The 14,409-nt window shown below is 60.3% G+C and carries 16 protein-coding genes; 6 read left to right on the top strand and 10 right to left on the bottom strand.

Going from position 1 to position 14,409, the window contains the following annotated elements; genetic code table 11:
• Positions 1-25: 25 nt before the first annotated feature.
• Positions 26-520 (bottom strand): peptide deformylase, encoded by a 495-nt coding sequence (locus FHT93_RS02020; RefSeq protein WP_113015866.1) that lies wholly within the window; start codon positions 518-520, stop codon positions 26-28.
• Between the two features lie 243 nt (positions 521-763).
• Here FHT93_RS02020 and mgtE point away from each other — a divergent pair, with 243 nt between their 5' ends.
• Together mgtE and FHT93_RS02010 are read left to right on the top strand one after the other, a co-directional pair.
• The gene (gene mgtE / locus FHT93_RS02015; protein WP_112547684.1) at positions 764-2,179 is read left to right on the top strand and encodes a magnesium transporter; all 1,416 of its coding nucleotides are present in this window, start codon (positions 764-766) and stop codon (positions 2,177-2,179) included.
• A gap of 63 nt (positions 2,180-2,242) precedes the next feature.
• Positions 2,243-2,635, top strand: coding sequence for a MerR family DNA-binding transcriptional regulator (locus tag FHT93_RS02010; RefSeq protein WP_007826104.1), 393 nt, complete (start codon positions 2,243-2,245; stop codon positions 2,633-2,635).
• An 11-nt stretch (positions 2,636-2,646) separates the two neighbouring features.
• Here the strand turns inward: FHT93_RS02010 and FHT93_RS02005 are convergent, their stop codons facing one another.
• Together FHT93_RS02005 and FHT93_RS02000 are read right to left on the bottom strand one after the other, a co-directional pair.
• Positions 2,647-3,660 carry a heparan-alpha-glucosaminide N-acetyltransferase gene (locus FHT93_RS02005; protein ID WP_183845970.1) on the bottom strand — a complete coding sequence of 338 codons (1,014 nt, stop codon included), beginning with the start codon at positions 3,658-3,660 and terminating at the stop codon, positions 2,647-2,649.
• Positions 3,661-4,428, bottom strand: a complete 768-nt coding sequence (locus FHT93_RS02000; protein WP_183847468.1) for a DUF599 domain-containing protein — start codon at positions 4,426-4,428, stop codon at positions 3,661-3,663.
• 60 nt (positions 4,429-4,488) lie between these two features.
• Between FHT93_RS02000 and FHT93_RS01995 the strand changes: the two genes are divergently transcribed.
• The 3 genes from FHT93_RS01995 to FHT93_RS01985 all read left to right on the top strand — a co-directional run bounded on the left by FHT93_RS01995 (position 4,489) and on the right by FHT93_RS01985 (position 6,657).
• Positions 4,489-4,629 (top strand): hypothetical protein, encoded by a 141-nt coding sequence (locus tag FHT93_RS01995; RefSeq protein ID WP_162710233.1) that lies wholly within the window; start codon positions 4,489-4,491, stop codon positions 4,627-4,629.
• Between the two features lie 11 nt (positions 4,630-4,640).
• On the top strand, positions 4,641-6,047 hold the full coding sequence (locus FHT93_RS01990; RefSeq protein WP_112968159.1) for an L-serine ammonia-lyase: 1,407 nt from the start codon (positions 4,641-4,643) through the stop codon (positions 6,045-6,047).
• A 172-nt stretch (positions 6,048-6,219) separates the two neighbouring features.
• Positions 6,220-6,657: a DUF1489 family protein gene (locus FHT93_RS01985; RefSeq protein WP_112547681.1), complete on the top strand. Its 438-nt coding sequence runs from the start codon at positions 6,220-6,222 to the stop codon at positions 6,655-6,657.
• A gap of 60 nt (positions 6,658-6,717) precedes the next feature.
• Here the strand turns inward: FHT93_RS01985 and FHT93_RS01980 are convergent, their stop codons facing one another.
• From FHT93_RS01980 to FHT93_RS01950, 7 genes are all read right to left on the bottom strand, one after another.
• Positions 6,718-6,993 carry a hypothetical protein gene (locus tag FHT93_RS01980; RefSeq protein ID WP_183845969.1) on the bottom strand — a complete coding sequence of 92 codons (276 nt, stop codon included), beginning with the start codon at positions 6,991-6,993 and terminating at the stop codon, positions 6,718-6,720.
• A gap of 111 nt (positions 6,994-7,104) precedes the next feature.
• A complete protein-coding gene (locus FHT93_RS01975) occupies positions 7,105-8,682 on the bottom strand; it encodes a D-alanyl-D-alanine carboxypeptidase (protein ID WP_113117051.1) in 1,578 nt (525 codons plus the stop codon).
• 119 nt (positions 8,683-8,801) lie between these two features.
• Complete coding sequence (locus tag FHT93_RS01970; protein WP_183845968.1) at positions 8,802-9,548, bottom strand: hypothetical protein; 747 nt, start codon at positions 9,546-9,548, stop codon at positions 8,802-8,804.
• A 217-nt stretch (positions 9,549-9,765) separates the two neighbouring features.
• Positions 9,766-10,371, bottom strand: coding sequence for a transglutaminase-like cysteine peptidase (locus FHT93_RS01965; protein WP_113117052.1), 606 nt, complete (start codon positions 10,369-10,371; stop codon positions 9,766-9,768).
• Positions 10,372-10,754: 383 nt separating this feature from the next.
• Complete coding sequence (pip, locus tag FHT93_RS01960) at positions 10,755-11,714, bottom strand: prolyl aminopeptidase (protein WP_183845967.1); 960 nt, start codon at positions 11,712-11,714, stop codon at positions 10,755-10,757.
• 186 nt (positions 11,715-11,900) lie between these two features.
• On the bottom strand, positions 11,901-12,512 hold the full coding sequence (locus FHT93_RS01955) for a PilZ domain-containing protein (RefSeq protein ID WP_113015871.1): 612 nt from the start codon (positions 12,510-12,512) through the stop codon (positions 11,901-11,903).
• A gap of 122 nt (positions 12,513-12,634) precedes the next feature.
• Positions 12,635-13,252 carry a PAS domain-containing protein gene (locus FHT93_RS01950; protein WP_113015872.1) on the bottom strand — a complete coding sequence of 206 codons (618 nt, stop codon included), beginning with the start codon at positions 13,250-13,252 and terminating at the stop codon, positions 12,635-12,637.
• A 292-nt stretch (positions 13,253-13,544) separates the two neighbouring features.
• Here FHT93_RS01950 and FHT93_RS01945 point away from each other — a divergent pair, with 292 nt between their 5' ends.
• A complete protein-coding gene (locus FHT93_RS01945; RefSeq protein WP_183845966.1) occupies positions 13,545-14,330 on the top strand; it encodes a rhomboid family intramembrane serine protease in 786 nt (261 codons plus the stop codon).
• Positions 14,331-14,409 lie beyond the last annotated feature (79 nt).

Below are 14,409 nucleotides of genomic sequence, written 5' to 3'. Positions count from 1 at the left end.
TGGTTCGCGCGTTTAATAGCGCGACTCAGCTTTTCGTCTTTTCCCATTTCCTGATCAGCCGGTCACGTTTCAGCCGCGACAGACGCTGCAGCCAGAAAATGCCGTCGAGCTGATCGATCTCATGCTGGATGCAGATGGCGAGGAAGCCGGTGGCCTCTTCTTCATGCTGATGGCCATCCAGACCCTGGTAGCGGAAACGAACCGCGCTCGGCCGCGTGACCTCGTCCGTCGCGCCCGGCATGGAGACGCTGCCTTCCATATGAACCATCGTCTGATCTGAAAACCACGTGATCTCCGGATTGGCGTAGATGCGCACGCCGTCCGCCTTGTCGATTTCCAGCACCGTCAGGCGCTGGAAGACGCCGATATGGGCAGCGGTGATGCCAACGCCGGGTGCCGCGCGCATCGTCTGCAGCAGATCGTCGGCAAGGGCGGAAAGGGCCGAATCGAACGCGGTCACCGGCGTGCAGACCGTCTTCAGGCCGGGATGCGGATAGCGGAGAATCGGGCGGATCGGCACGGCTGAGCTTCCTTTCGATAAATGGCAGCGGAAACTATAGCTGGCCACAGGCATTGTCATCAGAAAGCATAGGTTTGCGCTTTACGGCAGAAATGCTTTCAGCTAGCAGGTCGATGTGCATTCCGGCGACCAAAAGGGCAGGGCGGAATTCGCTTATCCGCTTGTTGACAATGCATTTTCAGCCGACATTTTCGAATGCGGCGCGACAGTCGTTGAAATCTGACAGAAATGCGAGGGCGGCATATGACGACGACCGATACCGAAGACCGCAATCGCAAACGTCCGGCAGACGAAGACGTCGATATCTATAATGAAGACGGCAATGTGCGCAGCGATTTCCTCGTGCGCCTCGGCGCCGCTATTGCCGATCGCGACACGCTGTTTCTCCGCCAGAATGTCGCGCGCCTCCACGAATCGGAAATAGGCGACCTGCTCGAATCGATCCAGCCGGATCAGCGTCTGGCACTGGTGCATCTGCTCGGCGACGATTTCGACATGACGGCGCTGACCGAGGTGGACGAGACGATCCGCCGCGAAATCGTCGATCAGATGCCGAACGAACAGATTGCCGCGGCGATCGGCGAACTGGATTCCGACGACGCGGTCTACATTCTCGAAGATCTCGACCAGGAAGACCGCGAAGAGATTCTCGCGCAACTGCCATTCACGGAGCGGGTTCGCCTTCGCCGCGCGCTTGATTACCCTGAAAGCTCCGCCGGCCGACGCATGCAGACCGAATTCGTCGCCGTGCCGCCATTCTGGACTGTCGGGCAGACTATCGACTACATGCGCGACGAAGAGGATCTGCCCTATTCCTTTTCGCAGATCTTCGTGATCGACCCGACCTTCAAGCTGCTCGGCGCCGTCGATCTCGACCAGATCCTGCGCACCAAGCGGCAGTCAAAGATCGAAGCCATCATGCGGGAGACGAACCATCCGATTCCGGCCGAGATGGACCAGGAAGAGGCGGCCCAGCTCTTCGAACAGTATGACCTTCTTTCGGCTGCCGTCGTCGACGAGAACGAACGCCTCGTCGGCGTGCTCACCATCGACGACGTGGTCGACGTGATCCATGAAGAAGCGGACGAGGATATCAAGCGCCTCGGCGGTGTCGGCGACGAAGAACTGTCCGACAATGTGATCTCGACCGTGCGCTCGCGGTTCCTCTGGCTGCTGATCAATCTCGGTACGGCGATGCTGTCGGCCAGCGTCATCGGCCTGTTCGACGGTTCGATCGAGAAGATGATCGCACTCGCGGTGCTGATGCCGATCGTTGCCTCCATGGGCGGCAATGCCGGCACACAGACCATGACCGTGACGGTGCGCGCGCTCGCGACCCGCGATCTCGATATCTATAATGCGGGGCGCATCATCCGAAGAGAAGCGGGCGTCGGCATTCTGAACGGCATTCTCTTCGCCATCCTGCTCGGCGCCATCGCCGGCACCTGGTTCCACAACTATCAGCTCGGCGCCGTCATCGGCGCAGCCATGATCATCAATCTGATGGCGGCGGCGCTTGCCGGCATCCTGCTGCCGCTGCTTCTCGACAAGATGGGAGCCGACCCGGCGATCGCTTCATCCGTTTTCGTCACGACCGTGACCGACTGCACCGGCTTCTTCGCCTTCCTCGGCCTCGCGACATGGTGGTTCGGCATCTGAAACCTGCCGAAATTGACTATTACGTAAAAGTCAATAATATGTCAGGTCGATGACGGGGATGAGATGCTAGTGAACAAATACTATACCATAACGGAGCTGACGCGCGAATTCGGAGTGTCGACGCGCACGCTTCGCTTTTATGAAGATGAGGGATTGATCCATCCGGAACGTCGCGGACGCACGCGCCTGTTTCGACCTGCCGACCGGCGCCTCATCCAGGAAATCCTGCGGGGCCGGCGTATCGGCTTCACCATTGCCGAAATCCGCGAAATCATCCAGGTCTACAAGGAGCCGCCGGGCGAGCTCGGCCAGCTCAAGCTGCTGATGAAGCGCGTGGACGAAAAGCGTGAAGACCTGCGCCAGAAGCGCAAGGATATCGACGAAACGATTACCGAGCTCGACAATATCGAAGAGGCCTGCCTCGGCCGCCTCGCAGAAATCGGCGTCACCACCTGATCATTGCTTGATCACTGTTGGGGCTCTGGCTGCAGCTCGGGCTCGATTTGGGCGCTGCACTGGCCGGCAAGCGCCATGATCCTCTCATCGTCGGCTTTGACCTGACCTGCCTGAAACAGCGTGAAGAGCTGCTGCGCCTGCAACTGCTCGAGCGTGCACTGGCAGAAGCTGCGGCAGACCGCTTCACCCTGTTCGACCGTGCAGGACGTGTTGCACTGGCGCAGATAGGTCGCGACCGGATCGGGCTTCGGCGGCGCGATGATGAATGTCAGACCGTAAGCGATCGCGATCAGCACCGGCTGGTGAATGAGGTAAAAGGCGAGGCTGTGGCGGCCGAGGCGCGCAAGCCATGTGCCGCCTGTGCCTAACGCCGCCAGCCGCTGCGGCAGGTTCGTTCGGAAGGCAAGGCGCGCAAGGCTCATGCCGAGGAAGAAGGGTGTCGCCCAGGGGAAGAGCGGCACAAAATCATTGGAGCGATCGGGCGTGGCCGCAAAGCCGAGCCAGGCAAGATATTTCGGATCGAACAGGTGCGAACCGAGCACGCCCGGCATCACGAAAATATCAGCAATCCAGCCGACTAGCAGTGCCAGCGTGACGAGCAACGTCAAAGGCAAGGGCAGGCGCAGGAAGACCACGCCGATGAGGCTCAGAACCGCAATGGAATGCAGGATGCCGAAGTAAATCCATTCCCCGGGCACAAGATAGGCGGTCGCCGCCGATATGAGCACGGCCGCAGCGGCGATCATGCCAAAACGCTTCCAGAAGGAGGGCCAGCGAATGTCCGGCCGGCTGGCGAGCACGAGGCTGACACCCACGATGAACAGGAAGGTGGCGGCGATCGCCCGGGCATAAATCTTCAGCCAGCCGGTCTCGGCCGTTCCAGGCTGCAGATAGCCCATGAATTCGAGATCCCAGCTGAAATGATAGGTGGCCATCGCAATGAGCGCCGCACCCCGCGCCGTGTCCACAAGGCCGATGCGCGGCGGTTTTGCATAAGGCGCCGCTTCCGTTGCCGGCAATGTCATTCACAATCTCCCGGACAATTCGTCGCCGTCAGTCGGTGAAGGCGTATTGGGCAGAACAGGAGAAAGATGGAGATTTGGTGACACTTGCGGCTCCATGATCGCCAGCCGTTCTGCCGAAAAGAACTGCCGGCGGGTGAGCACGAAGACGACAATCGATGTCGTTCCGATGAAGACATAGGGATTGATGAACCAACCGAGGTAGCCGATCGACAGGAAGATAGCCCTAAGCCCCTCGTTGAAGTGGCTGCCGGCAAGGACGTTCATGCGGATGACACGTTCGGCGGCACGCTCGGCGGCAAAGATATCCTTGTCGGTATCGTGCATCATGGGCATGGAGCCGAACAGGATGGTGCAATAATTGAAGAGACGGTAAGACCAGCCGAACTTGAAGAAGGCATAGCCGAACAAGGCAGCAAGGCCGCCGACCTTCATTTCGAAGACGGCATGGCCGCTATGAAAGACGAAAGGCAAGTCGGCAAAGACTGCATCGACCTTTTCCGTTGCGCCGAGAAGCGCAAAGCAGCTGCCGATGGCAAAAATGGAGGTCGAGGCAAAAAAGGCCGTCCCGTTCTGCAGCCCGGCCATGATCTGGGTGTCGATCATCTTCAAATCACGGCGCAGGGAATTATATATCCATTCACGCCGCCGCTCCGCCATGGCATGGGTCAGGCTCGTGCGCCCGAAGAAAGTCCGGCCGCGCAGCAGCCAGGAATAGCCCATCCAGATAAAAATAAAGAAGGCAAGCGCGATATAATCCGCGGTCGTCATCATCAGCGAGTCAGTTCCCGTATAAATGCGGCCACTCTACAGATGCATTCGAATGCTGCAATGACCGGCAAGATGAGAATCACTGGCAAGATGAGCGGCTTCCAATTAGTGTCCGGCCTGATGTCGCACCGGTTCAAGGCGATGTCGGTCCGCCACGCGGATGTCGAGCCGGGCTCGCATAGTCTGCATCGTGAATTTTAGAAGGCGCCTCCATGTTTCTTTCGGTATTCGATGTGTTCAAGATCGGTGTCGGCCCGTCGAGCTCGCATACGATGGGACCGATGACGGCTGCCAACCGGTTCCTCGACCTTATCCTGTCCGATGAATGGCCGCGTCCTTCCATCGGCGCTCAGGTCGCCGCCATCAAGGTGAGCCTGCACGGTTCGCTCGCCCATACGGGCATCGGCCATGGTACGGGCAGGGCGGTCATCCTCGGCCTGATGGGCGAGGCGCCCGACAAGGTCGACCCGGATCATATGGACGCCACTATCGATGGCGTGGAAAAGAGCGGCCGGATCACGCCGGAGGGCCACCCGGGCTACCAGTTTCAGCCGAAGACGGATCTGATTTTCGACAAGAAGCAGCCGCTGCCGGGCCACGCCAACGGCATGAGTTTCTCGGCCTATGACAAGGACGGGCGGCTTCTCGTCAAGCGCATCTATTATTCCGTCGGCGGCGGCTTCGTCGTCACCGATACGGAGCTCGAACAGATGCGGGCGCGCAAGAAGGCGCAACAAGGCAATTACAAGGTGCCTTACCCCTTCGCCAGCGCCAAGCAGATGCTTGATATGGCCGAGCGCTCCGGCCTGTCGATTGCGCAAATGAAACGCGCCAATGAGGAAAGCCAGCGCAGCCGTGAAGAACTGGATACCGGTCTCGACCGCATCTGGGAAGCAATGCGCTCTTGCATCGAGCGCGGGCTGAAGGTCGAGGGCATCATGCCCGGCGGCCTCAACGTCCGGCGCCGGGCCAAGCACATCCACGACAAGCTTCAGGAAGAATGGCGCAGCAACCGCGTCAACCCGCTGCTCGCCAACGACTGGCTGAGCGTCTACGCGATGGCGGTCAACGAGGAGAATGCCGCAGGCGGGCGCGTCGTGACTGCGCCGACCAATGGCGCGGCCGGGGTCATCCCGGCAACGATCCGCTACTACGAGCATTTCCACGAGGATTGGGACCGGAAGGGGATCCATGACTATCTTCTGACCGCAGCGGCGATTGGCGGCATCATCAAGCACAATGCCTCGATCTCGGGCGCGGAAGTCGGCTGTCAGGGCGAGGTCGGCTCGGCTGCCGCCATGGCAGCCGCCGGCCTCGCAGCCGTCATGGGCGGCACGCCTGCACAGATCGAAAATGCCGCCGAGATCGCACTCGAACACCATCTCGGCATGACCTGCGATCCAGTCGGCGGCCTCGTGCAGGTGCCCTGTATCGAACGCAATGCGCTGGGTGCGGTTAAGGCGGTCACAGCCGCATCGCTCGCTGTGAAGGGCGATGGCCAGCATTTCGTGCCGCTCGATGCCTGTATCGAGACCATGCGCCAGACCGGCAACGACATGAGCGAGAAATACAAGGAGACCTCGACAGGGGGCCTTGCCGTCAATGTCGTTGAATGCTGAGTTTGCGGACTTTAAGGCTTTGCTTTAGGCATCTCGTTGACGCAAGACCGCCGCACACTTTTGCTCGACATGCTTTATTTCGCGCATGTCGTTGACGCAAAACCGTTGCACACTTTTGCTCGACTTGCGTTAGCCGCTTGACGCTGCCGGCCAAAAGGATTTCAACGGCAGCATGGCATTAAATCTCATCAAGCTCTGCGTCGGCTGCGACTCGATCGAAGACCTGCGCGAATGGGTGGCTGAGCGTTCGCTGCGCGCCATTGCCGCCGGACTGGAACCGCACTCGGTCCATACGACCCGCATGGTACCGAAGCGCGTGGACGAGCTGCTCGATGGCGGCTCCCTCTATTGGGTAATCAAGGGGCAGGTTCAGGCGCGGCAGAAAATCCTGGACGTTCAGACGTTTACCGACGGTGAGGGCATTGGACGCTGCCATCTCGTCCTCGGGCCCGAAGTGATCGAAACTTCGGTTCAGCCGAAGCGTGCCTTCCAGGGCTGGCGTTATTATCCTGATGAGGACGTGCCGCGCGATCTCCACAGTCTCGGCGCCGGCATCGCGGAAATGCCCGCGGACCTGCGCCGCGAGCTTTCGGAACTCGGATTGCTGTAAGGTTTCTCGTCCCTAGCGGTTCCGGATGTAAAGGGCTGCACACCCTTGCTGGAATTGCTTCTACCGCAAGCGCAGCACGACCGGCGAATTGCCGTCGGGCGAGGTGATGTGCAGGTGAATATGCGCCTCTGGCTGCGAGTAGCGCCAGGCGCGCGCGCCGTGGCATAGCAGCAGGTTGATGAGATCACGGGTTTTCGGCGATTTCGCCTTCGGGCGCTGCAGGCCGATTTCGGCGAGGCGGAGTGCTGCCTCGTGCAGCGGGTGCAGGCCGGAGCGTCCCTTATTGACCGCCCGGCGCCCCGCAGGCGCATTTGGTACATTCTCGTTGATCGTCATCATCTTCCCCGTACGCAATACAAATCGACTAGGATAGACTGCCGGCGGCGCGAACATCGCAGCCGGCAGGCGGGAGCGCCGCCAAGTCAGTGACAGGCAGCGCCAGATATCTCATTGTGCGGCCGCCCAGCACTTCACGCCGGCCTTTTTGAGGGCCTTGCAGGCATTGACGGCATCACGCTGGTCGTCGAAACCGCCGAAACGGGCGCGGTAGACCTGATCGGCTCCGCTGGCATAGGCGACGGCGAAAGGCTTAGCGGAGTTCAGCGCCTTGCCACCCTTGGCCTTGGCGCTTGCCAGAAGGTCCATCGCCATTTCCCGGCTGGAAGAGACACCGATCTGGACGACCCAGCCGGACGGCTGCGGCACTTCCTTGGCGGCAACGTCCTTTGCAGGGGCAGCCTTGGTGGAGGCCGTCGTCAATTCGTCGACAGAGGTGTCACCCTGTTCCGGCGGCACATAGGCAGCTGCCGGCGTCGGGACGGCGGCGGAGGCCTGCTGCTGCTTGATCGCGACGGTCTTTACCTTGGTCGGAGACGGCATCGGCTGCGCCAGCAAGGGATTGCCTGTCTTCGGTGCGGCGGTTTCCGCATAGGCAACTTCGGTGCTTGCAGTCTGATAACGGCTATCCGGAAGCGGCCCCTTGTGCGGCAGACCGAGATCGGCAGCGGCTGCCGCGACTGGCGGCTGATTGGCCGGGATTGTTTTCTTTTCCGCGACCTGGGCAACCTTGGCAGGAGAAACCGGAGCGGGCGTTTCGATCATCTCGGGCATCTGCTTCGACTGTGCGACGAGCGTGCCGCCGCTGGCGGCGGCCTTTGGCAGATAGGCATCGAGCAGCCTGCGCATCTGCGAGTCGCGGGCAGGGGTGGAGGCACCGCCCAGAACCACGCCGACGATCGACTTGCCGTCGACCTGCAGGGAACTGACCAGATTGAAGCCGGCAGCGCGGGTATAACCGGTCTTGATGCCATCGACGCCGCGGACCGAGCCGACGAGGCGGTTATGGCTGCGAATGACGCGATTGCCGAACTTGAAGGCGCGCGTATTGAAGTAGCCGTAATATTGCGGGAAATGCTGCCGAAGAGCGATGCCGAGGCGAGCCTGATCGCGGGCCGTCGTCATCTGCGCGGTATTCGGCAGGCCGTTGGCATTGCGATAGGTCGTGCGCGTCATGCCGAGCGCATGCGCCTTGGCCGTCATCATCTGGGCGAAACGATCTTCCGAGCCGCCGAGCATTTCACCGAGCGCGGTCGCCGCGTCATTGGCAGACAACGTCACGAGACCGAGGATACCCTGTTCGACAGTAATCGTGCCGCCGGCGCGCACACCGAGCTTGGTCGGCGCCTGAGCGGATGCGTGAGCAGAGAAGGGGACGGGCGTATCGAGGCGGATACGGCCTTGCTCGAGTGCCTCGAAGGTCATGTAGAGCGTCATCATCTTCGTGAGCGACGCTGGATACTGCAGACGGTCGGCATTCTCGCTGTAGAGAACATTTCCCGTCCGGGCATCGACGACGATGCCGGCATACTTCGGATTTGCAGCTTCCGCTTCGGCATTGACCGAGTCGACCGCGACGATCGCGATAGCCATCGAAAGGATCGTCAGCACCTTTGCGAGGAAACCGGCAGACCACGGCGATGATACGGAGGAAATTGACCTTGACACTATTCCACTCTTCGCTTGCATTTCGGATGTTCGGCGGGCCACGCACCCCCTACTGCGTAACCGGCTGTCTTGGAAAACTACCGGTTCAGCGTTACCAATCCGTTTATGATGAATCGTTTCTTCAGACATTTGCGGGGATTTTAGCGGGGTGTTGCAGACCGGCTCACAAGCCGGGTTTCCACAAAGGTCCTGATCGCGGCATCAATATGGTCCCAGTCGGCCAAATGACGACTTGAGAACCGGTAAAGCACACTTAAATCTTTGCCGACCTTGATATCGCGCTGGCAATCGCCGCTGGTCGCGACTTCGGCAGACGAGGGCAAGACACAGCGAACCACATAATCTGCAGCCCCTTCACGCGATGCGGTCAGCAATATCTCACCGTTGTAACCGGCATCGGCCCGCAGGCGGTGCAGCGTCAGGCCATGCGCGAAAGGTTCGGCGGCGCCATCCATCAGATGCGAATAGATCGGTTCCAGCCGGCCCGACATGTCCCGTGACATCGTGCCTTGCGTGATCTGCAGGAAAATCAGGCCTGACGATTGGGCGATGTCGTCGAAACGCTGGCGCGTTTCCTTGCTGTAGCCCTGCATTTCCGGCCAGGCGAGGTAAAGATCGACCCGTTCGGCGGCGCCGTCATGCCGTTCGCTGGGGAAGCGAATCGTGTTGGCGGGCAGGCCGATCGTATCGCGGCCGATGGTGAGTGTGATCCCATCGGTGTTTTCCGTATTGCCGGCAAGCGAGATGTGACGACCGAACCAGCGACCGGCAATGCTGATCGCAACCGTCAGCAGCGCCAGAACCGCAATCGTCGCGGTGACACGAACCAGGAACCGGGTCGAGAGAAGGGGTTGCTCGGCAGGATGGCCCGCGGCGGAATGGCTCATCGTCTTCCTCGGATATCGGGCCGCCGTAAGAAGAACGCGAGTCGTCGGTGCCGGTGATGAATCTCGGGGAGATGATGGAATAGCGGGAGTTAACGGGTCGTTAACTCAACCAAAAGGAAGCGCCACAAAAGAAGCGAGCCGTTCCCGGGACAGCGGGAACGGCTCTGGGCGCCGGTCGGGACGGGGATGCGGGGACTGACCGGAGCCGGTATGCCTGTTACTTCACGCTGCCGACTGCGACGGCGCGGCCGTCCTGCAGCTTCGTCCAGCGGGCCGGATCATCGGCGGACTGGCGCTTCAGGTAGGTGTATTCGGTATCCGACCAAAGCAGCACCTTGTTGCGCATGTTGTCGAGAATGAAGTCGCCGTGGTCGGTACGCACCGTCAGCACAGCATGGCCCTCACCATTCGGCTGCAGCACGACGGTCATCAGCGTATCGGACGGAGAGAAGCCGGCGTCGATCAGCATCTTCCGCTTCAGGAGCGCGAAGTCCTCACAGTCGCCAGCGGTCTTCGGATAGGCCCAGCGCTCCTCGACACCATAGATCTCCATGTCCGTCATCGGCTGGATGGTGGAATTGACGGTATAGTTGATCTCAAGGATTTTTTTCCAGCGATCCTCGGTAAGGATCGCAGGGCCGGCATCGCCGCCGGCATAGGCGCATTCTTTCGGATTGGCCTGGCAGAATTCATAGTGCCCGATTGGCGGGCTCGCATTGCCTGCAAGCGTCATGCTGGCGGGTGATGCCTGTCCTGCGCCCGCCATTGCCGCTATCATGCCGACGGCCAGAAGGCCGCTCTTCAGTAGATTTCGAATTGACATTATCGTCTCCCCGTTATGAGGACGACAATGACACGGACGTTTTTATCTCACGCAAAATTACGCAATCAAATTAATGGCTTAGTTGATTCAAATACGCAGCGAAATTGAATTAAATCCATCTCGAATACGACTAAAATTAAAGACGCATTCGTCGCAAATTCGATTAAAATTGAAGGTTTAGGAAAAAGACTTTTGGACCGGAAATGACCGAAAACCGGGCAGGCCGTTAACAATATCTGGTAAGCCGGATAAATTTCTGCGGCGGCCTGTGGCGGGAGCGGTAGTTGGGGCAAATCCGGCCGCAGTTCCCAAATGGGCTGAATCGCTTCTCCAAAAGCCGATTCCGGCTCATGTCCGGATGTGCCGCCGAAAAAATAATTTCGTCAGAGATCACGAAACCTGTTCGTCGCAGCCACGATCGCGGCGGCAATATCAGCGTTTTCGGTGGAATGGGCGGCCTTCGGCAGCACCACGAGCTCGACACCGGGCCATGCGCGCGCAAGTTCCCATGCGGTGACAAGTGGTGCCTCTATGTCGAAACGTCCGTGGATCAGGACGCCAGGAATGCCTGCGAGACGCCCGGCATTCTTCAGGAGTATGCCGTCCTCGAGCCAGGCGCCCTCGAGGAAATAGTGTGTGATGATACGGGCACGTGCCAGACGATAGAGCGGATCGGACCAGCGCCGGGGCAGGCCAGCGGGGTCGGCAAGCAGGATCGTGGCAGCTTCCCATTCATGCCAGTCGTGCGCGGCCTGCAGCCTCACCTGTTCCTCGGGATGATTGAGCAGTTGATGGTAGGCGCTCACCCGATCGCTGCTACGCAACGCCGGCGGCAGCACCTCGCCGAACCTGTGCCATTCCTCGGGGAAGAGCGGCGCCATACCGCGATAGAGCCAGTCGATTTCGGAGCGGCGCGTCGTCGTAACGCCCGAAATGACGACGCCGTTGACATGGGCGGGGTGGGTTTGCGCATAGGCGAGCGCCAGCGTCGAGCCCCAGGAGTTTCCGAAGATCGTCCACTTTTCCACGCCGAAGAGGCTGCGCAGCTGCTCTATGTCCTCGATGAGATGGGCAGTCGTGTTTCGCGAGAGGTCTGTTGCGGCGTCGGCGGCGTTCGGCAGGCTACGTCCGCAATTGCGCTGATCGAAGAGGATGATGCGGTAGACCGAAGGATCGAAATAGCGTCGTGCCGTTGTCGAGCAGCCGGACCCCGGTCCGCCATGCAGGACGAGCGCGGGCTTGCCCGACGGATTGCCGCAAGCTTCCCAATAGACGAGGTTGCCGTCACCGGTGTCGAGCAAGCCATGTTCATGCGGTTCGATTTCGGGAAAGAGGACTGACATGACCGTGCCTTGGTTGAGGCGCGCTGTATCCTTCAAGTCTGTGACGGATAGATGACGGATCTGCCGTGCCGCAGGCTGACAGGCCCGAAACCGGACGAAAAACCGCAGCGCACTTTTTCTGGAATTGCTTTTTGGTTTGGCGCAATTCCGGACGAAAAACCGCAGCGCACTTTTTCTGGAATTGCTCTAGAGAAATTCGCGGAGCGTCTCGCGCGACTGGACTGACAGGAATTCGATCGCAACGCCTTCCGAGAAATGACGAACGACGCGACCGCGCATGTTACCGAGACGAACGGGCGTGCCGAGCGTCGGGCGCACTTCGACATCGACGGCGGCGCCGGAAAGCGACAGGTCCATGATGCGGCACATGTAGCGCGTGCCGTCCTCCAGCATGAGTTCGGTCTTGGTCTCGCGCGGGGTCAGACGATCGTGACGGCGATCTTCCGGCAGGCCGAGCTCGTGCTTGTTGGCAAGCCAGGTGAGCTGGGCGGCAAGCTTCTCGCGCTTGCGTTCGGTGGCGTTGATCGACATCGTGAAGCCACGCATGTCGACTGTCTGCACATGACCTTCGACGCGGCCGAGGTGGTCGATATAGGCGACGACACGTTCATTGGCGCGCGGGCGGCCGGCGCAGGTGACATACATGTCGCCGGGCGACATATCGATCACCATGCATTCGAATTCTTCGTAGCTCGCAAGCATCAGGCGGCCCTGCATATTGATGGGCACGCGCTGAAACACTCCCTGTTCTGGGCGCGGCGCAGGTCGGTGCGTCTGAGCGGGCTGGAACGAGTGCATCAAAGGGCTTCTTTATGAAATCGCAGAGCCCAATCCTTACCCGCAATCCCTTAACAGAAGGTTGTGGAAACAAGCAGCGCCTAACTCTAAAGTACTAGGGGCGGCGACCCAAAACGCAACAGTCAGCGAGCGGCTGCTCCATGCAGGAAATGCGACATGACACGCAGCATGGCCTGGCCGAACGTGGCCTGTTTTTCCACGGCGATCTCGACGGGACGGCGCGGTTCCGCCTCGACCGTGCGGCCGAACTTGTCGTGCAGCAGGCGGCTGCGATCAAGCGCGAGCAGCTCGAGCGGTACGATCTCCAGCCAGCTTGCGGCGGCCGCAGGCGCGATGGCGCCGAGGAGCCGGTCGCAGCCGCCCTCCGGCGAACGCAGCGGCATCATGATGATTTCGAAGGCCGCGTGATGGCCGGCGGTGCTGTAGCCCGTCGCGTTGAAAAGCGTCGGGATGGCGTGCGCCATGACGCCCTGCGCTGTCTTTTCGATATCCTCGTGCTGGCCGTTGGCCCAGAGGGCGGAGAAACGCTCGCCGCGCAGATCACGGCCGAAGAGATCGCAGATTTTCGTGCCTGCGAGACGGAAGCGGATATGCCGGTCTTCCTCCGTCTCCAGAATGAAGAGGCTCGACAGGAGATGTGGGATCGCGCCAGGCTCGATCTGCGATTTCAGCGGCGCATCGCGCCCGCCGCGCAGAGCATTCCAGTAGTCGAAAATGTCGATCGTGATCTGAAGGCGCATGGCAATGTCTCATTTCGGTTCATTGGCGGGCGGTTTTCGCCCCTTCACCTTCTACCTTGCGGATTTCATGCCAAATCCGGCGAGTTAAGGTTAAGGAAGGGTTTCGCTTGAGCGCCTAGGCCTGTCGTGAGACCGTCTCTCCATCACTTCAAACAGTGAAGTTCTGCACAAGACTGCCAGGGGAGGGGCCATCCTTCGGGGAACCCAGGCGAGCCGTCCGGCCAGTTCCGGACGGCTTTTTTTTTGAAGCCGGCTCCTGTATGGCTGTGGCCTGCAACGAGGCGAGATGAGCATGAACGAACAGACGTCCGGGCCTGATCAGGCATTCCAGCCTATGCAGCCCGAACCGCCGGCCAGGCCGCCGCGCCAGCCGGTTTTCAATCTTCCGCCCGCGCTGTTTGCCACGCTCCTGCTTCTGATCCTGATCTATGCCGGGCAGTCGCTGCTGTCTCGGGACGGGCTTTACTGGTTTCAGTTGAATTTCGGCTTCATTCCGCTGCGCTATGCCATTTCACTTGCTGAGCAGGGGCCGCAGCTCTACTGGACGCCGGTCACCTATTCGCTGCTGCACGGAAGCGTCGAGCACATCGTCTTCAACGGCCTTTGGCTGATGGCCTTCGGCGCGCCGGTCGTTCGCCGCATCGGCACGTTCCGCTTCATCATCTTCTGGATTCTTTCCGCCATCGCTTCGGCGGCGCTGCATGCAGCGCTGAACTGGGGCAGCGATGGACTGCTCATCGGTGCATCCGGTGTCGTCTCCGGCCTCATGGGCGCGGCCTGCCGCTTTGCCTTTCCCTCCGGGCGACAGATGGTTCGTCCCGCGCATCTCAATCCGCAACTGTCGGTGCTGCAGGCAATGCAGAGCCGCACGGTGATCATCTTCATGCTGCTCTGGCTGGTCGGCAACGCGCTTATCGCCGTCGGCATTCCGCTCGTCGGCGATGGCAGCCAGGAGATTGCCTGGGATGCGCATATCGGCGGTTTCGTCTTCGGCTTCTTCCTTTTTGCGCTCTTCGACCGGAAGCCGCCGCAGGAGAATTTCCAACAGGCTTGGCCGGACGACGAGTTGCAATCCTGACCCAACGAGTGCACCATTGATCTCCGCGATGGGAGGAGAGACCGCCGCGGAACCTGTGTTTCCGAGAAGTGTTTCACTT

The organism is Rhizobium sp. BK379 (assembly GCF_014193955.1).
GTDB lineage: Bacteria > Pseudomonadota > Alphaproteobacteria > Rhizobiales > Rhizobiaceae > Rhizobium.
Note: the sequence above shows the minus strand (reverse complement) of the source record. Positions and strands in the feature narration are given on the sequence as shown.